Source organism: Streptomyces otsuchiensis (assembly GCF_004305975.1).
Taxonomy (GTDB): Bacteria; Actinomycetota; Actinomycetes; order Streptomycetales; family Streptomycetaceae; genus Streptomyces; species Streptomyces otsuchiensis.
In genome coordinates this window covers 26,202-43,735 of sequence record NZ_BHZI01000013.1, presented here as the reverse complement: position 1 = coordinate 43,735, position 17,534 = coordinate 26,202, and the positions used below count along the sequence as shown (strand labels likewise).

The 17,534-nt window shown below is 73.1% G+C and carries 18 protein-coding genes and 3 tRNA genes; 16 read left to right on the top strand and 5 right to left on the bottom strand.

The window, feature by feature from the left end; all coding sequences use genetic code 11:
- The first annotated feature begins 151 nt into the window (after positions 1-151).
- Genes E0D90_RS02775 through E0D90_RS02760 form a run of 4 tightly spaced genes read left to right on the top strand, consistent with a single transcriptional unit; the run spans position 152 to position 3,690 of the window.
- Positions 152-508, top strand: coding sequence for a DUF742 domain-containing protein (locus E0D90_RS02775; protein ID WP_227869944.1), 357 nt, complete (start codon positions 152-154; stop codon positions 506-508).
- Entirely contained in the window at positions 489-1,088 is a 600-nt protein-coding gene (locus E0D90_RS02770; RefSeq protein WP_227869946.1) for a GTP-binding protein, read from the top strand. Before E0D90_RS02775 ends, E0D90_RS02770 begins: the two co-directional genes overlap by 20 nt.
- Positions 1,085-2,416 (top strand): cytochrome P450 family protein, encoded by a 1,332-nt coding sequence (locus tag E0D90_RS02765; RefSeq protein WP_227869943.1) that lies wholly within the window; start codon positions 1,085-1,087, stop codon positions 2,414-2,416. The genes E0D90_RS02770 and E0D90_RS02765 overlap by 4 nt, the downstream gene beginning before the upstream one ends.
- A gap of 5 nt (positions 2,417-2,421) precedes the next feature.
- On the top strand, positions 2,422-3,690 hold the full coding sequence (locus E0D90_RS02760) for a cytochrome P450 family protein (protein WP_103528225.1): 1,269 nt from the start codon (positions 2,422-2,424) through the stop codon (positions 3,688-3,690).
- A 351-nt stretch (positions 3,691-4,041) separates the two neighbouring features.
- Here E0D90_RS02760 and E0D90_RS02755 read toward each other — a convergent pair whose 3' ends face one another.
- Both E0D90_RS02755 and E0D90_RS02750 read right to left on the bottom strand, forming a co-directional pair.
- Positions 4,042-4,713, bottom strand: a complete 672-nt coding sequence (locus E0D90_RS02755) for an NAD(P)H-binding protein (protein ID WP_103500586.1) — start codon at positions 4,711-4,713, stop codon at positions 4,042-4,044.
- Between the two features lie 133 nt (positions 4,714-4,846).
- The gene (locus E0D90_RS02750; RefSeq protein WP_130796458.1) at positions 4,847-6,073 is read right to left on the bottom strand and encodes an amidohydrolase family protein; all 1,227 of its coding nucleotides are present in this window, start codon (positions 6,071-6,073) and stop codon (positions 4,847-4,849) included.
- A 413-nt stretch (positions 6,074-6,486) separates the two neighbouring features.
- On the opposite strand from E0D90_RS02750, the gene E0D90_RS02745 reads away from it, so the two are divergent.
- The 6 genes from E0D90_RS02745 to E0D90_RS02720 all read left to right on the top strand — a co-directional run bounded on the left by E0D90_RS02745 (position 6,487) and on the right by E0D90_RS02720 (position 9,183).
- Positions 6,487-6,559 (top strand) — tRNA-Thr (locus E0D90_RS02745).
- Between the two features lie 26 nt (positions 6,560-6,585).
- Positions 6,586-6,658, top strand: a tRNA-Met gene (locus E0D90_RS02740).
- Positions 6,659-6,743: 85 nt separating this feature from the next.
- Complete coding sequence (rpmG, locus tag E0D90_RS02735; RefSeq protein WP_103501369.1) at positions 6,744-6,908, top strand: 50S ribosomal protein L33; 165 nt, start codon at positions 6,744-6,746, stop codon at positions 6,906-6,908.
- A 208-nt stretch (positions 6,909-7,116) separates the two neighbouring features.
- Positions 7,117-7,569, top strand: coding sequence for a MaoC family dehydratase N-terminal domain-containing protein (locus tag E0D90_RS02730; protein ID WP_103528727.1), 453 nt, complete (start codon positions 7,117-7,119; stop codon positions 7,567-7,569).
- Positions 7,570-7,574: 5 nt separating this feature from the next.
- The gene (locus E0D90_RS02725; RefSeq protein WP_103501371.1) at positions 7,575-8,009 is read left to right on the top strand and encodes a MaoC family dehydratase; all 435 of its coding nucleotides are present in this window, start codon (positions 7,575-7,577) and stop codon (positions 8,007-8,009) included.
- A 115-nt stretch (positions 8,010-8,124) separates the two neighbouring features.
- Complete coding sequence (locus tag E0D90_RS02720) at positions 8,125-9,183, top strand: UDP-N-acetylmuramate dehydrogenase (protein WP_130796457.1); 1,059 nt, start codon at positions 8,125-8,127, stop codon at positions 9,181-9,183.
- Positions 9,184-9,248: 65 nt separating this feature from the next.
- Here E0D90_RS02720 and E0D90_RS02715 read toward each other — a convergent pair whose 3' ends face one another.
- Complete coding sequence (locus tag E0D90_RS02715) at positions 9,249-10,316, bottom strand: adenosine deaminase (RefSeq protein WP_103501373.1); 1,068 nt, start codon at positions 10,314-10,316, stop codon at positions 9,249-9,251.
- Positions 10,317-10,450: 134 nt separating this feature from the next.
- Entirely contained in the window at positions 10,451-11,698 is a 1,248-nt protein-coding gene (locus E0D90_RS02710) for a pyridoxal phosphate-dependent aminotransferase (RefSeq protein WP_103501386.1), read from the bottom strand.
- 380 nt (positions 11,699-12,078) lie between these two features.
- Here E0D90_RS02710 and E0D90_RS02705 point away from each other — a divergent pair.
- The 5 genes from E0D90_RS02705 to E0D90_RS02685 all read left to right on the top strand — a co-directional run bounded on the left by E0D90_RS02705 (position 12,079) and on the right by E0D90_RS02685 (position 15,759).
- A tRNA-Trp gene (locus tag E0D90_RS02705) sits at positions 12,079-12,151 on the top strand.
- A 68-nt stretch (positions 12,152-12,219) separates the two neighbouring features.
- A complete protein-coding gene (gene secE / locus E0D90_RS02700) occupies positions 12,220-12,489 on the top strand; it encodes a preprotein translocase subunit SecE (RefSeq protein WP_103501374.1) in 270 nt (89 codons plus the stop codon).
- 82 nt (positions 12,490-12,571) lie between these two features.
- Complete coding sequence (gene nusG, locus E0D90_RS02695; RefSeq protein ID WP_103501375.1) at positions 12,572-13,522, top strand: transcription termination/antitermination protein NusG; 951 nt, start codon at positions 12,572-12,574, stop codon at positions 13,520-13,522.
- A gap of 152 nt (positions 13,523-13,674) precedes the next feature.
- On the top strand, positions 13,675-14,364 hold the full coding sequence (locus E0D90_RS02690; RefSeq protein ID WP_103528729.1) for a response regulator transcription factor: 690 nt from the start codon (positions 13,675-13,677) through the stop codon (positions 14,362-14,364).
- Positions 14,365-14,370: 6 nt separating this feature from the next.
- Positions 14,371-15,759, top strand: coding sequence for a HAMP domain-containing sensor histidine kinase (locus E0D90_RS02685; RefSeq protein ID WP_130796456.1), 1,389 nt, complete (start codon positions 14,371-14,373; stop codon positions 15,757-15,759).
- Positions 15,760-15,839: 80 nt separating this feature from the next.
- Here E0D90_RS02685 and E0D90_RS02680 read toward each other — a convergent pair whose 3' ends face one another.
- Positions 15,840-16,409 carry a DinB family protein gene (locus tag E0D90_RS02680; protein ID WP_130796455.1) on the bottom strand — a complete coding sequence of 190 codons (570 nt, stop codon included), beginning with the start codon at positions 16,407-16,409 and terminating at the stop codon, positions 15,840-15,842.
- Positions 16,410-16,527: 118 nt separating this feature from the next.
- Here E0D90_RS02680 and E0D90_RS02675 point away from each other — a divergent pair, with 118 nt between their 5' ends.
- Positions 16,528-17,481, top strand: a complete 954-nt coding sequence (locus tag E0D90_RS02675) for a helix-turn-helix transcriptional regulator (RefSeq protein ID WP_103501378.1) — start codon at positions 16,528-16,530, stop codon at positions 17,479-17,481.
- Positions 17,482-17,534 lie beyond the last annotated feature (53 nt).

The window sequence follows — 17,534 nt, the reverse complement described above, 5'->3', positions numbered from 1 at the left end:
TCATCGTGGCCGCGGGCGAGGGCACCTTCCTGGTGGTCTCCGCCGGGCGTGACGTCGACATCGAGGCGATGTCCTTCCGCATGGGCAAGACCATCGACAGGGTCGGCCAGGAACTCGGGCTGGCGCCGCGTCAGGCCCCGGTTGGCGGCGCATGAGCGGCGAACGCCCGCGTGACGGGCTGGTGCGGAGTTACGTCGTCACCGGCGGCCGGTCGACCCCGAGCCGCAACCACTTCGACGCCATCACCCTGATCACCTGCTCGGCCCCGGGACCGGGCCGCGGCGGGCTCTCGCCGGAACAGCGCAAGGTGCTGGACCTCCTTGCGCCGAGCGCCCAGTCGGTCGCCGAACTGGGCGCCCGGCTCCATCTCCCGCTGGCCGTGCTGAGGGTGCTGCTCGCCGATCTCATGAGCGCCGGGCACATCACCACCCAGCGGCCCATCACCAAGTCGGACCGTCTCGACCGCAAGCTACTGGAGGAAGTCCTTGCTGGACTCCAGCGCCTCTGACCATCGCACCGCGCCGGCGCTGCGCGGTGACGAGCGGACGGTGAAGATCCTGATAGCCGGTCACTTCGGCGCAGGCAAGACCACTTTCGTCCACTCGCTGTCCCAGATCGCCCCGCTGAGCACGGAGGAGGTGATGACCACCGCGAGTGTCGGTACGGACCACACCAGCCTGCCGGAGAAGACGTCGACCACCGTCGCCATGGACTTCGGCCGGCTGTCCCTCACCGACGATCTGGTGCTCTACCTCTTCGGTGCCCCCGGGCAGCCGCGCTTCTTCCCCGTCCTCCGTGATCTCGCCTTCGGCGCGCTGGGTGCCCTCGTCCTCGTCGACACCCGGCGGCTGGAGGACACCTATCCGATCCTGGAGCTGATCGAGGACCTCGACCTGCCCTACGCGATCGCGATCAACCGGTTCGACCAGGCACCCGAGCACACCGTCGAGCGGCTGCGCGAGGTCATGGACCTCGAACCGGAGACTCCGCTGGTCATCTGTGACGCGCGTGAGCTCCGCAGCTCGACCGACGCGCTGATCACTCTCACCCGACACGTGCTCACCCTGACGCCGGAGAACGCCGCATGACCACGTCTGACCCTTCCGGCGGGCAGTGCCCGGCCCACCAGTCGCCCGAGTACCGGGCGGCGGTGGGCGGGCACGGCGCGACCTCCCAGCAGCAGCCGCAGCAGCCGATCGAGCAGCCGCCGCCGGAGCTTCCGCTGCCCATCCACGGCCCGGAGTTCAGCGCCAACCCCCGCGCCACCTACGAGCGGCTGCGCGCCCAGGGCCCGATCGCACCGGTGGAGATCGCACCGGGCGTCTACGGCTACCTGACCACCACCTACCGGTCGGCGCTCTACCTCCTGCGCAACACGCCGAACCGGTTCGCCAAGAACCCGCGTCACTGGCAGGCGCTGCGGGACGGCCATGTCCCGCCCGACAGCCCGGCCGCCCTGATGATGGGCCCGCGCGACAACGCGCTGTGGATGGACGGCCCCGCGCACGCGCGGCACCGCCGTGCCATCACCGGCAGCCTGGACAAGGTCGACACCCACGCGCTGGCCGCCACGGTCACCCGCATCGCGGACCAGCTGATCGACTCCTTCGCCGCCGACGGGGAGATCGACCTCGTCTCGCGGTACGCCGACCCGCTGCCGATGCTCACGCTGATCGACCTGTTCGGCTGCCCGGAGGAGCTGGGCCACCGACTGGTGGTGGCGATCGGCATGCTCTTCGACACCGACGCCGACGGCGCCCAGGCCAACGCGGAGATCGCCGCGTCGTGCATGGCGCTGACCGACCTCAAGCGCCGGGACCCCGGACCCGACGTCACCTCCTGGCTGCTGGCCCACGAGGCCGGCCTGGACGACGAGGAGATGGTGCAGACCATACTCCTGGTGATCGGCGCGGCGACCACGCCGAGCAGCAACCTGATCATGAACGGTGTGCTGCGCATGATCACCGACGCCCGGTTCGCGGGCAACGTCCACGACGGCGTCCAGCCCGTCTCCGACGCCCTCGACGAGGTGCTGTGGAACGACCCGCCGGTCTCCAACTACAGCCCGCTGTACGCCCTCGGGTACCAGACGTACGAGGGCATCACCATTCATCCGGGGTATCCCGTACTGGTGTCCTTCGCCGCCGCCAACTCGGATCCAGCGCTCGGCCTCCACGCCGGCTCGCGCGCCGGAAACCGCGGGCACCTCGCGTTCTCCGCGGGCGTCCACGCCTGTCCCTCACCGGACCTGGCGCGGATCATCTCCGAGACGGCGATCGAGCGCGTCCTGGACCGGCTCCAGCCGCTCACCTTCGCCGGTGACCTCATCCGGCGGCCCGGCACCTACCACTCGGGGCTCACCGAGCTCCTCGTCCGGTACCAGCCATCCTCCCCGCTCGCCGCATCCGAAAGGTGATTCAGATGAGCACGCAGGCGTCCCAGGGAAGTACTCCGTACCAACTCGACGGTTCCGGTTCCGACATCCACGGCGAGGCCGCGGCACTGCGCGAACTCGGCCCGGCCGTGCGGGTCCACCTGCCCGGTGAGATACCCGCGTGGTCGGTCACCGACCCCGGCCTCATCCGGCGCCTCCTCGCGCACAAGGAGGTCTCCAAGGACGCCCACCAGCACTGGCCGGCGTACCAGGAGGGCCGGGTCCCCGAGGACTGGCCGCTGCGCATCTGGGTGGACGTCCGCAACGCCCTCGCCGCGTTCGGCAGCGAACACACCCGGCTCCGCCGTCCGCTGGCCTCCGCGTTCACCGCGCGCCGTGTCCGCGCGCTGGAGCCGCAGATCCAGGAGATCACCGACAAGCTCCTCGACGAGCTGGAGGCCGACGCCGAGACCGGAGCCGTCGACCTGCGCGACCAGTTCGCCTGGCGGCTGCCGCTCCTGGTGGTCAACGCCCTGCTCGGGGTGCCGGAGGAACTGCACGACGACTTCCGGGACGCCATCGGCACCCTCTTCGCCACGGACCTCTCGCCCGAGGAGGCCGCGGCCGGAGGCGTCGAGACCTACCGCCTGCTCAACGAGCTCATCGAGATCAAGTCGCAGACCCCGGCCGACGACGTCACCTCCGCGGTGATCGCCGCCCACGCCGAGGGCGACCTCGACGACCAGGAGCTGCGTGACAGCCTCCTCCTGCTCATCGGCGCGGGTCACGAGACCACCGTCAACCTCATCGACCACGCCATCGCCAACCTGCTGCTCCACCCCGAGCAGCGGGAGCGGGCCACCTCCGGCGAGGTGCCCTGGGAGGCCGTGGTCGAGGAGACGCTGCGGCACCAGGCACCGATCGCCAGCATCATCCTGCGTTTCGCCGTCCGGGATCTCACGGACGAGGAGACCGGGGTGACGTTCGCCCGGGGCGACGCCATCGTCATCAACTACGCGGCCGCCGGGCGGGATCCGGGTGTGCACGGCGAGACCGCCGACGAGTTCGACGTCGGCCGTACCGCCGCCCGCGAACACCTGGCGTTCGGCTACGGGGTGCACTACTGCGTCGGCGCGCCGCTGGCGCGGCTCGAGGGCCGGATAGCTCTGGAGACGCTGTTCACCCGTCACCCGGACCTGGCACTGGCCGTCGACGCCGACCAGCTCACCCCGCTGCCGTCGCTGATCTCCAACGGCCACCAGAAGCTGCCGGTCAAGCTCGACGGCGCCGCGGCGGGTCAGGGGCAGGCGGCCTGACGGCCCGACGCCCTCACGGCCCGACGTCCTGACGGCATCCGACGATCCGGTCGGCCGACCGGCTGACGGAAGCCGACAGCACCACCCAGCAGGAACCCTGAACCACGGGCAGCACCACCTCGTGGACGGTGACCCCGTCCACGGGACCGCGTGAGCGAACCGGCCGGCGGCACAACCGTCCGTCGCCGAACCCGGCGCGGCGCGGCACCGTGGTCCGGCACCCGCCGGCTCGCCGCCACGCGGCAGCCGGCGGGTGGACCGGCGGACACGGCCGTCCCCGGGCGCGCGAACGCCCGGGGACGGCCCTTGCCGTTCCCCGGGCGTTCGCCGTTCCGCTGTTCGCCGCCGCGGTCAGCCGCGCGGGGCTTCGGCCGCCGCCGCGACGGCCTCGGCGACCGGAGTGGTCCCGTTGATCAGTTCCAGCGTGAGCCCCGCCGTCCGCGGCTCGTCGAGGAGGCCCGCCAGCACCGCCGCGACGTCGTCCCGGGTGATCTCGGAGCGGCCGGTGGCCGGCGCCAGCGTGACCTGACCCGTTCCGGGTTCGTCGGTGAGGAGCCCCGGGCGCAGGATGGTCGCGTCGAGCCCGGAGCGGGCGCGGATGTCGGCGTCGGCGGCGGCCTTCGCCCGCAGGTAGGAGGCGAACACGGGGTCGGTCCCCTCCGGCGGCTCCGCGTCGGTGCCCATGGCCGAGACGACGATCAGCCGCCGCACCCCGGCCCGTTCGGCGGCGTCGGCGAAGAGCACCGCGCCCCCGCGGTCCATGCTGTCCTTGCGGCCCTCGCCGCTGCCGGGGCCCGCTCCCGCGGCGAAGACCGCCGCGTCGGCGCCCTCCAGATGGCGGGCGACATCGGCCACCGAGGCGGACTCCAGGTCGCACAGGGCCGGTTCGGCGCCCAGCGCCAGCAGGGCCCCTGCCTGGGACGGCTGTCGGATCAGTCCGGACACCTGGTCACCCCGTCCGACCAGCAGCCGTTCGAGTCGGCGGGCGATCTGACCGTGTCCTCCGGCGATTACGGTACGCATGATCCCGACCGTACCCGCGACGCGCGGCGAACGCGGGACGCCGGGCCGGGTACCGCCGTACGGCCGCCCGCCGGAGGGGAGTTCCGCCGTTCCCGCCGCCGGGCACGGGCGAAGCGGCGGGCCGCGCCGGGCGTCAGCCGGTGGCCTGGCGCGGCAGGCCCGGAGCGGCCGGGGCCGCCGTGCCGCAGTACTCCCGCACCGCGCTGGTGCGGGCGACGACCCGGCCCCGGTGGATCACGATCCGGCTGTACGCCAGGGCGAGCGCGCCGCTCAGGGAGTCGCCGCGCACCGCGAGCAGTTCCGCCGGATGGCCGGACTCGATCCGCACCGGCGGCAGCCCCAGCGCCTCCCGGGACCGGGTGCTGACGGCGGCGTAGGCGTCCACCGGGCCCGCCTCGCCGTGTGAGGCGAGCAGGTAGGCGGCCTCCAGCGGATCGCCGCGGCCCACCGCGTTGGCGTGGTCGCGCAGTGCGCCGCTGCCCGCCGCGACCCGCACACCGGCGGAGCGCAGCAGCCGCACCGGCGTGGTTCCGGCGGCGGGGCGCGGTTCCTCCAGCAGCCCGCAGGGCCCCTGCGGCAGGCAGACCACGGTCACGCCCGCCCCGGCCAGCTGTTCCGCCGCCCGGCCCGCGGCCTCCGCCGGAAGCCGGGACAGGCCCGCGCAGGGCCCGACGGCGACCTCGCCGCGCAGTCCGCCCGCCGCGGCGGCCAGCCGGGCGAGGCCGGCCGGGTCGTCGCCGCCGGTGTGCAGGTCGAGGCCGCAGCCGTGTTCGGCGGCGGTCTCGACCAGCACATCGAGATACCCGGCCGGATCGGGGTCGAGGTCCGGGTTGCCGCCGAGCGCCGTGACGCCCATCTTCGCGGCGTCGTGCAGCAGCGCGCGGTCGTCCGCGCCGGCCCGGCCGGTCAGCCGGCGGGGGACCGCCACGACCTGGAGGTCGGTGAGTCCGCGCAGCCCGCGCCGGGCGTCGAGCGCCGCTTCGAGCGAGGAGAGGGCGGTCACGTCCCCGATCCGAATGTGGGTGCGCTGCGCGGTGGCGCCGTGGCCGAGCTGGAGCAGCGCGGCCTCCGTCATCCGCCGCCGCAGGGCGGAGGGGTCGGTCGAGGGCGGGCCGTCGTCGTCGGCGGTGAGCGCGGTGTCGTGGTGCGCGTGCGGCTCTGCCGGCGCCGGGAGCAGCAGATAGCCGGAGAGGTCGACGCGGGTGGTGCCGGCACCGGGGGACGGCGTGAGGCTGCCCGGGGTCCCGACGGCCTCGACCAGGCCGGTGCTGATCCGGACGTCGACGGTGCGGCCGTCGGCGAGCCGGGGTCCGCTGAGGATGAGAACGGCGGCGCCCTCGGCGTCGGCATCGGCGGGCATCGGTCTCCTGCTGGTCGCTGGCCGGCGGTCGGTTCCCCGGCGGCTTGCCGGTCGGTGCGGCGCGTCCGGGGCCGGGGCCGACGGGCGGGCACGGCGGCCGGGTGGTGTCGGAGCGCGGGGCGCGACGAGCCGCCGGGAACGCCGTCGGGCGGTTGGTGCGAGGGTACGGCCCGGGGCCGCCGGGCGGGGGCAGGAGAAGGACACGGCGAAATAGTCGTACCGGGAGGCAGCGGTTGGCCGACGGCGGGTGGTGACGGGTCCCCGCCGCCCGTCCGCCCTGTTCGGGGGCGGTCGCCGGCCGCCCGTCGTCCGCCGCTGACACGGTCCGTGAGGCCGGTCCGGGACGGTGCGGGACGGCCGCCGGTTTATGGATTTCGTCATCGGCCGGGGAGCGTGTAATCTCTTCCTCGCTCGCCCCAATAGCTCAGTCGGCAGAGCGTCTCCATGGTAAGGAGAAGGTCAACGGTTCGATTCCGTTTTGGGGCTCTGCGATGCGGGTTCTCCCGCATCCTGGCGGCGTAGCTCAGTCGGTAGAGCAAACGGCTCATAATCGTTGTGTCACCGGTTCAAGTCCGGTCGCCGCTACTCATCGGTAGCCGATGGTGGGTTTACTGCCCCGATCGGCTACTCTCTCTGTGTTCGACCATCCATCCGTCAAGGAGCACTTCACGTGGCTGCCACCGACGTCCGCCCGAAGATCACGCTGGCCTGCGTGGAGTGCAAGGAGCGGAACTACATCACTCGCAAGAACCGGCGGAACAACCCCGACCGGCTCGAGATGAAGAAGCACTGCCCGCGCTGCAACTCGCACACCGCGCACCGCGAGACCCGCTGACTTCGGTCCGGTCCCGCTTTCCCGGCTGAATCCGGCGTCCCTCGCGTCGCCGCGTGTGCCGCCGGGGATGTACCAGCTCAGGCGGGTATGTCATTCCGCTTCACCGGCAGCCCGATGGCTCTCATCGTGCCGTTCGGTCGTTGTTGACCGCTGAGGCCGCTCCGTTCCCGGAGCGGCCTCGCGTTCGTTCCCGGAGGTGTTCGCGCCCATGGCGCTCGACCAGTCCTATGTCGGACGCAGCTACCCGCCGAGCCGGCCCTACGAGGTCGGACGCGAGAAGATCCGCGAGTTCGCGGAGGCCATCGGCGACGAGAACCCCGCGTACACCGACGTGGAGGCGGCCCGCGCGCTCGGCCACGCCGACGTGATCGCCCCGCCCACTTTCGTCTTCGCCATCAGCTTCGCCGCGACCGGCGACGTGATAGACGACCCCGAGCTGGGCCTGGACTACAGCCGGGTCGTCCACGGCGACCAGCGGTTCGCCTACACCCGCCCGGTCCGGGCCGGTGACCGGCTGTCGGTCACCTCGACCATCGAGGCGATCCGCTCGATGGCGGGCAACGACATCCTCGACATACGCGGTGAGGTGCGTGACGCCGACGGCGAGCACGTGGTGACCGCGTACACCAAGCTGGTGGCCCGGGCCGCCGAGGAGGCATGAGCGCGATGACCGCGAGCGTCAGCTACGCCGACGTCGAGCCCGGCACCGAACTGCCGGCCCGTGAGTTCCCGGTCGACCGGGCCGCCCTGGTCAGGTACGCGGGCGCCTCCGGCGACTTCAACCCGATCCACTGGAACGAGCGGTTCGCCCGCGAGGTGGGGCTGCCGGACGTGATAGCGCACGGCATGTTCACCATGGCCGAGGCGGTGCGTGTCGTCACCGACTGGGTCGGTGACCCGGGCGCGGTGGTGGACTACGGGGTGCGTTTCACCAAGCCGGTCGTGGTGCCGGACGACGGTGTGGGCGCGGTGATCGAGGTGTCGGGCAAGGTCGCCGTCAAGCTGGACGACGAGGCGCGCACGGTCCGCGTGGACCTCATGGTCAAGTCGGCCGGGCAGAAGGTGCTCGGCATGGCCCGCGTCGTGGTCCGCCTCGCCTGACCGGCTCTGACCGGCTCTGACCGCCTCGTCTGACCGGCTCGCCCGGCCGTCGCAGGTGGGCGACCCGGGCCGGGCGCGGCCACCCGCCGCGGGCGGGCGCCGTAGGGTGTGGTCCGTGCAGGAACGACGTGACGCCACCCTCGCCCCGCTCACCACCTTCCGTCTCGGCGGTCCGGCCCGCAGGCTGCTGACCGCCACCACGGAGGACGAGGTGATCACCGCCGTCCGCGACGCGGACGACGCCGGTGAACCGCTGCTGCTCATCGGAGGTGGCAGCAACCTGGTCATCGGCGACGAGGGCTTCGCCGGTACCGCCCTGCTCGTCGCCACCACAGGGTTCGACCTCGACGGCACCCGCCTGGAGCTCGCCGCGGGCGAGAACTGGTCCGACGCCGTCGCCCGCACCGTCGACGCCGGACTCGCCGGCATCGAGTGCCTGGCGGGCATCCCCGGCTCCGCGGGCGCGACCCCGATCCAGAACGTCGGCGCGTACGGCCAGGAGGTCTCCTCCGTCGTGACGGAGGTCCTCGTCTACGACCGGGTGGAGCGCCGCACCGTGGTGATCCCCGCTGCCGACTGCGGGTTCGCCTACCGCCACAGCCGCTTCAAGGCCGAGCCAGACCGGCACGTGGTGCTGCGGGTCCGGTTCGCGCTGGAGGACGCCGGCGGGCTCTCCGCACCGCTGCGCTACGCCGAGACCGCGCGTGCCATGGGCGTCGAGACGGGCGAGCGGGTCCCCCTCGGCGACGCCCGCGAGACCGTGCTCAAACTCCGCAGCGGCAAGGGCATGGTGCTGGACCCGGAGGACCACGACACCTGGTCGGCCGGCTCCTTCTTCACCAACCCGATCCTGGACGACGCCGCCCACGCGGCGTTCGTGGCCCGGGCCGCCGAACGCCTGGGCGCTGACGCCCCGCCGCCGCCCGCCTTCCCGGCGGGGGAGGGCCACACCAAGACCTCCGCCGCCTGGCTCATCGACAAGGCCGGCTTCACCAAGGGGTACGGCAAGGGCCCGGCCCGCATCTCCGGCAAGCACACCCTGGCGCTGACCAACCGCGGCCACGCCCGCACCGCCGATCTGCTGGAGCTGGCCCGTGAGGTCCGCGACGGCGTGCACGACGCCTTCGGCATCACGCTGGTCAACGAGCCGGTGACCGTCGGCTGCTCGCTCTGAGCGGCCGGGCGGCCGGCTGATCACCTGGCCGGCCGCTCAGCTCGTCGGCCGGCCGGCTCCGCCCCTCACGCCGGTGCCGGAGCGCCCCGCGCCGGATCGTCGGCCAGCCAGTCGTCGATCCCCGCCAGCGCCGCCGCCAGCTCGTCGGCGGGCATCCGGCCCGCGCGCAGTGACTGCCGTGCCAGCTCCGCCAGCTCCTCGTCGGTGAAGGCGTGGTGCTGCCGGGCGATCTCGTACTGCGCGGCCAGCCGCGAACCGAAGAGCAGGGGGTCGTCGGCGCCCAGCGCCATCGGCACTCCCGCGTCCCACAGCACCCGCAGCGGCACGTCCTCGTGCTTCTCGTAGACACCCAGCGCCACGTTGGACGCCGGGCAGACCTCGCACGTCACCCCCGACTCCGCCAGCCGCGCCAGCAGTCGCGGGTCCTCGGCGGCCCGGACCCCGTGACCGATCCGGTCCGCCCGCAGGTCGTCCAGGCAGTCCCGGACGCTGGAGGGGCCGGACAGCTCGCCGCCGTGCGGGGTCGCCAGCAGTCCGCCCTCGCGCGCGATAGCGAACGCGCGGTCGAAGTCCCGCGCGAAGCCGCGCCGTTCGTCGTTGGAGAGCCCGAAGCCGATCACGCCGCGGTCGGCGAAGCGGACCGCGAGCCGGGCCAGGGTGCGGGCGTCCAGCGGGTGCTTCATGCGGTTGGCCGCGACCAGCACCCGGATCGACAGCCCGGTCTCCGAACTCGCGCGGTCCACCGCGTCGAGGATGACCTCCAGCGCCGGGATCAGCCCGCCCAGTCTGGGCGCGTACGAGGTCGGATCGACCTGGATCTCCAGCCACCGGGACCCGTCGGCGACATCCTCCTGCGCCGTCTCGCGCACCAGGCGCTGGATGTCCTCCGGTTCCCGGAGACAGGAGCGGGCCATGTCGTAGAGCCGCTGGAAACGGAACCAGCCGCGCTCGTCGGTCGCACGGAGACTGGGCGGCTCGCCGCCCTTGAGGGCGTCCGGAAGGTGGACGCCGTACTTGTCCGCCAGCTCCAGCAGGGTGCTGGACCGCATGGAGCCGGTGAAGTGCAGATGCAGATGGGCCTTCGGCAGCAGCCGGACATCACGAACACTCGCCATCATCAGATCTTGCCGCATACCGGTGCGGTGGCGGTAATCCGGTGCCCACGGGACAGCCCGGAGGCCGCGCGGCCTTCGAACGCCCGCCGGAACGCGGGACGGGCCGCCCTCCCCGCGCGGGGAGAGCGGCCCGTCCTGTGACGTGCGCCGGGTCAGTCCCGCGCCTCCGCCAGCAGCTTCTGCACGCGGGAGACACCCTCGACCAGGTCCTCGTCGCCCAGCGCGTAGGAAAGCCGCAGGTAGCCAGGGGTGCCGAACGCCTCGCCGGGAACGACCGCGACCTCGACCTCGTCCAGGATCACCTCGGCCAACTCCACGCTGGTCGCCGGACGGCGGCCCCGGATCTCCTTGCCGAGCAGCGCCTTCACCGAGGGGTAGGCGTAGAACGCGCCCTCGGGAACCGGGCACTCCACCCCGTCGATCTCGTTCAGCATCCGCACGATCGTCTGACGGCGCCGGTCGAACGCCTTACGCATCTCGGCGACCGCGTCCAGGTCACCGGAGACGGCGGCCAGCGCCGCGACCTGCGCCACGTTGCTGACGTTGGAGGTGGCGTGCGACTGGAGGTTGGTGGCGGCCTTCACCACGTCCTTCGGGCCGATCAGCCAGCCCACCCGCCAGCCCGTCATCGCGTAGGTCTTGGCGACACCGTTCACCACGATGCAGCGGTCGGCCAGCTCCGGGACCTCCACCGGCAGCGAGCTGAACTGGGCGTCACCGTAGACCAGGTGTTCGTAGATCTCGTCGGTCAGCACCCACAGGCCGTGCTCGGCGGCCCAGCGGCCGACCTCGCGCACCTGCTCGCGGGAGTAGACCGCGCCCGTCGGGTTGGACGGCGAGACGAAGAGCAGCACCTTGGTGCGCTCGGTGCGCGCCGCCTCCAGCTGCTCGACGCTGACCCGGTAACCGGTGGTCTCGTCCGCGACCACGTCCACCGGGACGCCGCCGGCCAGCCGGATCGACTCCGGGTAGGTCGTCCAGTACGGGGCGGGGACGATGACCTCGTCGCCCGGGTCCAGGATCGTGGCGAACGCCTCGTAGATCGCCTGCTTGCCGCCGTTGGTCACCAGCACCTGCGAGGGCTCGACCTGCCAGCCGGAGTCGCGCAGCGTCTTCGCGGCGATGGCGGCCTTCAGGTCGGGGAGCCCGCCGGCGGGCGTGTAGCGGTGGTAGCGCGGGTCGCGTGCGGCCTGCACGGCGGCGTCCACGATGTAGTCCGGGGTCGGGAAGTCCGGTTCACCGGCGCCGAATCCGATCACCGGGCGGCCGGTGGCCTTGAGGGCCTTGGCCTTGGCGTCCACGGCGAGGGTGGCGGACTCGGAGATCGCGCCGACGCGTGCCGAGACACGGCGCTGCGCGGGCGATGCGGCTGACGGTGCGGTGGGAGTCTCGGAGCTCATACCGGCATCGTCGCAGACCACGCCCTCGCGGCGCACAGCGGTGACCGCAGTGCGGACGGGGCCGTCCGGACCGGCCCGCCGCGGCGCACGCGCCACCGGGGCTGCCGGCCGCGTGCCACGTGCGGGTGAACCGAGGGCCGGCCCGCGCGCTCGCCGGCTCCCCGGCACGGCCACGTACCGGGTGGCCCGGTGCCGCCCCGCGTCCGTCTCCGCACCGCCCGTCACCACGGCGGACGCCCGGCCGGGCGGGAGTTGGCGGTACCTGTTCGACGCCGGGCGGTATCACCGCGTACACTCGTGCCTCGTTGGTCGCATCCCGCTCCTCCCCGGACGGCGTCGGACGACGTTGTGCGGATGGGGTAGGTTGGGCGCGGCAACAAAGGGTCGTAGCTCAATTGGTAGAGCACTGGTCTCCAAAACCAGCGGTTGGGGGTTCAAGTCCCTCCGGCCCTGCTACACGTTTGAAAGCCGCCCGGCTGGGCCGGGCGGCTATGACCATGACCGGGATCGGGTGAGGACGAGTGGCTGGCATCACGGACTCCGTCGAGGCGCCGGAGCCCCGGGGCGAAGGCACCGGCCGTCGTGGGAAGCGCGGCAAGCGCGGCCCGCTGGGACGGCTCGCACTCTTCTACCGTCAGGTCATCGCCGAGCTCCGCAAGGTCGTCTGGCCGACGCGGAACCAGCTGACCACCTACACCGCGGCGGTGATCGCGTTCGTTCTGGTGATGATCGCCATCCTGTCTGTGCTTGACTGGGGTTTCACCCGAGTCATCGACTACGTCTTCGGCTGACCCATTCTCCGGCGGGTGGGCCGTCGTCTCCGCCACCGCCGGACAGCCCGTACCGACGTGAAGCCAGGAAGAAGCATCCAACGTGTCTGACCCGAACCCGAACGACGCTGTCGCGCCCGCGCAGGACGACGACACCGCGCGCGACATCATCGAGGCGGCGGACACCGTCGACCCGGCAGAGGCCGAAGACGCGGCGGCCGGTACCGCCGCCGAGGAAGCCGCTCTCGCAGAGGAAGACGCTCTCGTCGAGGGCGGCGCCGTCGCCGAGACCGCCGAGGACGAGTCCGCCCGGGAGCTGGCCGAGGACGCCGAGGTGCCGGGCGACGCCGAGGACGCCGACGACGAGGTGGTCGCGGACGCCGCCGCCGACGCCGTCGCCGACATCGAGACCGAGGCCGCCGAGGTCGAGCAGGCCGTGGACCCGGTCGCCGCGCTCCGCGAGGAGCTGCGCCTCCAGCCGGGCGAGTGGTACGTCATCCACACCTACGCGGGCTACGAGAACCGGGTGAAGACCAACCTGGAGCAGCGCGCCGTCTCGCTGAACGTCGAGGACTTCATCTTCCAGGTCGAGGTTCCGACCGAAGAGGTCGTCCAGATCAAGAACGGCGACCGCCGCACCGTCAAGCAGAACAAGCTGCCCAGCTACGTGCTGGTCCGCATGGACCTCACCAACGAGTCCTGGGGCGTCGTCCGGAACACCCCGGGCGTCACCGGCTTCGTCGGCAACGCCTACGACCCGTACCCGCTGACGCTGGACGAGATCGTCAAGATGCTCGCCCCCGAGGCCGAGCAGAAGGCCGCCGCCGAGGCCGCCGGCTCCGGCGCCCCGGCGCCCGGCGGACGCCGCGTCGAGGTCCAGGTGCTGGACTTCGAGGTCGGCGACTCGGTCACCGTCACCGACGGCCCGTTCGCGACGCTGCAGGCCACGATCAACGAGATCAACGCCGACTCCAAGAAGGTCAAGGGCCTGGTGGAGATCTTCGGCCGCGAGACCCCGGTCGAGCTGAGCTTCGACCAGATCACCAAGAACTGATCACACCAGGCACGAGAAAGCGCCCCCGCTCAGCGGTTTTCTGCTGAGCGGGGGCGCTTTCGCATGGGCTTGGGCCATCTGTGGGCCGTGAGCGGGGGCGGTCCGGGGGCCGGTCACGAGCCGTCCGGCGGGTGCGGCGCTAATGTGGCCTCATGCGCGCGCTGATAGTCGAGAACGATGACAGGGTCGCGCGTGCCCTGAGCCGGACCCTGCGGGGCGAGGGCTTCGACGTGGAGCGGGCCAGGAGTGTCGAGGAGGCCACCCGGGCGATCGCCGGGGCCGAGTTCGCCATCGCCCTGGTCGACCTCGGTCTGGACGACGGCGACGGCGTCGATGTCATAAGGGTGCTGCGCGACCATCCCTCGACCGGAGTCATCGCGGTGACCGCCCGCAGCGAGCAGGCGCACCGGGTCCGCGGGCTGCGCGCCGGCGCCGACGACTACCTGGTCAAGCCGTTCGGGGTGGCCGAGCTGCTGGCCCGCATCGAGGCGGTCACCCGGCGGCTGCGGGTGGCGCACACCGTGCCCGTGGCCCGGGGCACCATCAGCCACGGCGAGCTGCTCGTCGACCAGGACCGTCACGAGGTCGCCCGCCACGGCGAGCTGCTGCACCTGACCCGCAAGGAGTTCGACATCCTGGTGCTGCTGGCCCGCAACAGCGGCGCCGTGGTCGAGCGGGACCGCATCCTGGACCAGGTCTGGCAGTCCAACTGGGAGGGCAGCAGCCGCACCCTGGACACCCATATGACCTCGCTGCGGGCCAAGCTCGGCGAGTCCGCGGACATCACCACGGTGCGGGGGGTCGGCTACCGGCTGGAGCCCGCGCCGGGGCCGGCCGGGTAGCCGCCGGTGCGCCGCCGCATCGTGGTCGCGCTGCTGCCCGTGCTCGTCCTGCTCGTGGTCGGCGTGGGCATCTCCTACGCCGTGGTGGTCGGCGAGCGCCAGACACAGCAGGTCTTCATCGACCGCAGCGGTGACGCGGTGCGGTTCGCAACGCTGGCGGAGGCCGCGATCTCCTTCGGCGACTCCTCCCGGCTGCACGCGGAACTCGACGCCTACCAGGAGCTCTACGACTCGCCGGTCTGGGTGCTGGGGCTGGACGGCAGCCTGCTGCACGATCCCGGCGTGCCCCTGCCGTCCGGCGAGATGGTCGCCGACAACGTCCAGCGTGCCTTCGCCGGCAGCAGAGCGGCCGAGGCGGGGACGGTGTGGCCGTGGACGGCCGGGCCGCTGCGGGTGGTGGAGCCGGTGGGCCGGGACTCCCAGGTGACCGCCGTGGTGGTGATCGAGGCGCCCACCGACGGCCTGCGCCAGGCCACGCTGCGCCAGTGGGGCGTCGGCGCCGTCCTGCTGCTGCTGCCCATCGGGGCGCTGATGGCCGGTCTGTGGCCGCTGAGCCGCTGGATTCTGCGGCCGGTGCGTGACCTGGAGCGGATCGCGGCCGATGTGCGCGGTGGTGACATGGGGGCGCGCGCGGCGGTGGCGCACGGCCCGCCCGAGCTGCGCGGACTGGCCCTCACCTTCAACTCCACGGTGGACACCGTGCAGCGCTCGCTGGAACGGCAGCGGATGTTCGTCGCCGACGCCGCCCACCAGCTGCGGAACCCGCTGGCGAGCCTGCGGCTGTCGGTGGAGAACCTGCGCCCGTGGGCGCGCGAGCCGGAGGCCCGGGAGGCCGTCGACGACGCCGTGGACGGCGCGGTGCAGATGGGCCAGATGTTCGAGGCGATGCTGGCGGCCACCGCCGTCGCCAGCCAGGAACGGGTCAGCGACCGGGAGGCGTGGACCCTCCAGCAGGTCTTCGCCGTCGGCCGCCCGCGCTGGGAGCAGGTCACCTCCGAGCACGGGCTGGCCCTGCGGGTGGACGATCCCGAGCCCGGCCTGGCGCTGCGGCAGCCGCCGGGCGGCCTGGTGGCGGTGCTCGACGAACTGGTCGACAACGCCGCCCGGCTGTCGGGCGCGGAGACCGTCACCGTCTCCGTGGCGGTCGACACCGCCCGCCGGCTGGGCACCGTCACGGTCGCCGACGACGGCACCGGCCTGTCGGCGGAGGAGCGCGACGCGGCCCGGGGCCGCTTCTGGCGGGCCCAGCGCCACCAGAACGTGCGCGGCACGGGGCTCGGGCTGGCGATCATCCACGACGTGGTCGAGGACGTGGAGGGGGAGGTGCGGCTGGACGCCAACGAGCCGCACGGCCTGCGGGTATCGGTCCGGCTGCCGGTGGTCTCCGCCGGCTGAACGCGCCGGCCCGCCCGCGTGCCCGCTCCAGAGGGAGAGAGGCGCGGGCGGGCGGCGTGATCGGTGCCGGGAACGGGGTGTCAGCCCATGCTCTTCGCGCCGTCCAGCGCCTCCCGGATGATGTCGGCGTGACCGGCGTGCTGGGCGGTCTCCGCGATGAGATGGGTCAGCACCCGGCGTGCCGACCACCGGGCGCCGGGCTCGAACCACGGCGCCGAGGGCAGCGGCCGGGCCGCGCCCAGGTCGGGCAGCGTGGCGATGACCTCGTCGGTGCGGGCGGCGACCTCCGCGTAGTCGGCCAGCACCCCGGCGAGCGTCTCGCCGGGCAGCAGCCGGAACTCGTCGGCCCGGCGCGCCCAGTCCTCCTCGGTCATCGCGTCGAAGTCGCCGAGCGCGGTGGGTCCGGTCAGCACGAACTCGGTCCAGCCCCGCTCGGTCCCGGCCACGTGCTTGATCAGGCCGCCCAGGCACAGTTCGCTGACCGTGGTCCGCTTCCGCGCCTGCTCGTCGGTGAGGTCGCGGGTGGTGAAGCGCAGGAAGTGGCGCTGCTGGCGCAGCGCCTCCAGCAGGTCCGCCCGCCCGTCGTCCCCGGTACCGGCCTCGCCGGTCGTCTCGTCCCGCGTGGTGGTCTCGTCGGTCTCGGCCGTCATGCTGTCCGCCTCCTGCGTACGGTCTGCCCGGTCCGCACTGTCCGCCGACCGGCCTTCGACCACCACGCTAGGAACCATCGCGGTCACTTCCTGGCCGCGATACGGCCAGAATGGCCGCATGGCCACCACCACCAGGACCCTGCGACTGCTGTCGCTGCTGCAGAGCCACCGCTACTGGCCGGGGAACGAGCTGGCCGACCGGCTGGAAGTGTCCCCCCGCACCCTGCGTCGCGACATCGACCGGCTGCGCGAGCTGGGCTATCCCGTCCGGGCGCGCCCCGGGGTGGACGGGGGCTACCAGCTCGACGCCGGGGCCGTGCTGCCGCCCCTGGTGATCGACGACGAGGAGGCGGTCGCCCTGGTCATCGGGCTCCAGAGCGCGACGCTGGGCGCGGTCGAGGGCGTGAGCGAGCCGTCGGTGCGGGCACTCGCCAAGGTGGCCCGGGTGCTGCCCGCCCGGCTGCGGCGCCGGGTGGACGCGCTGCGCACGATGACCGTCGCCGCCGGCTGGGACGACCGTCCCGCGTCGGGCGTGGACCCGGCCGTGCTCGTCGCGCTCGCGCCGGCCTGCCGGGACAGCGAGGAGATCCGCTTCGGGTACACCGCCGCCGACGGCACCCGGACCGACCGGCACACCGAACCGCACCGGCTGGTCTGTCTGGGCCGCCGCTGGTACCTGGTCGCCTATGACCTGACGCGCCACGACTGGCGATGCTTCCGCGCCGACCGGATCACCGCGCCGGAGCCCACCGGCGCCCGCTTCCGGCAGCGGGAACTGCCGGCCGAGGACGCCGCCGCCTACGTCCGGCACTCCGTGGAACACGCGGCCTGGCCGCACCGCGTGGAGGCGCTGGTGGAAGCCCCGGCCGCGACCGTTCGGATGCGGATCGGCCGCTGGGTCACGGTGGAGGAGACCGGAGAGACCGAGCGGTGCCGGGTGCGGATGACCACCGACTCGCTGGAGTGGCCCGCCATGGCGCTGGGCGCGGCCGGCGCCGAGTTCCGGGTGGTGCACCCGCCGGAACTGCGCGAGCTGGTCCACTCCTGGGGCGCCCGGTTCGGGCGCGCCTGACGCGCGGCGACGGCCTCAGGCGCCGGCGCCGTCACCCGCGCCGAACGCCCTCC

Excerpts from the sequence above, each read along its gene's own strand:
- E0D90_RS02775 (WP_227869944.1), top strand. The coding sequence starts at position 152 with ATGAGCGGCGAACGCCCGCGTGACGGGCTGGTGCGGAGTTACGTCGTC.
- E0D90_RS02765 (WP_227869943.1), top strand. The coding sequence starts at position 1,085 with ATGACCACGTCTGACCCTTCCGGCGGGCAGTGCCCGGCCCACCAGTCG.
- E0D90_RS02760 (WP_103528225.1), top strand. The coding sequence starts at position 2,422 with ATGAGCACGCAGGCGTCCCAGGGAAGTACTCCGTACCAACTCGACGGT.
- E0D90_RS02755 (WP_103500586.1), bottom strand. The coding sequence starts at position 4,713 with ATGCGTACCGTAATCGCCGGAGGACACGGTCAGATCGCCCGCCGACTC.
- E0D90_RS02750 (WP_130796458.1), bottom strand. The coding sequence starts at position 6,073 with ATGCCCGCCGATGCCGACGCCGAGGGCGCCGCCGTTCTCATCCTCAGC.
- E0D90_RS02730 (WP_103528727.1), top strand. The coding sequence starts at position 7,117 with ATGGCGCTCGACCAGTCCTATGTCGGACGCAGCTACCCGCCGAGCCGG.
- E0D90_RS02725 (WP_103501371.1), top strand. The coding sequence starts at position 7,575 with ATGACCGCGAGCGTCAGCTACGCCGACGTCGAGCCCGGCACCGAACTG.
- E0D90_RS02715 (WP_103501373.1), bottom strand. The coding sequence starts at position 10,316 with ATGCGGCAAGATCTGATGATGGCGAGTGTTCGTGATGTCCGGCTGCTG.
- E0D90_RS02710 (WP_103501386.1), bottom strand. The coding sequence starts at position 11,698 with ATGAGCTCCGAGACTCCCACCGCACCGTCAGCCGCATCGCCCGCGCAG.
- E0D90_RS02690 (WP_103528729.1), top strand. The coding sequence starts at position 13,675 with ATGCGCGCGCTGATAGTCGAGAACGATGACAGGGTCGCGCGTGCCCTG.
- E0D90_RS02680 (WP_130796455.1), bottom strand. The coding sequence starts at position 16,409 with ATGACGGCCGAGACCGACGAGACCACCACGCGGGACGAGACGACCGGC.
- E0D90_RS02675 (WP_103501378.1), top strand. The coding sequence starts at position 16,528 with ATGGCCACCACCACCAGGACCCTGCGACTGCTGTCGCTGCTGCAGAGC.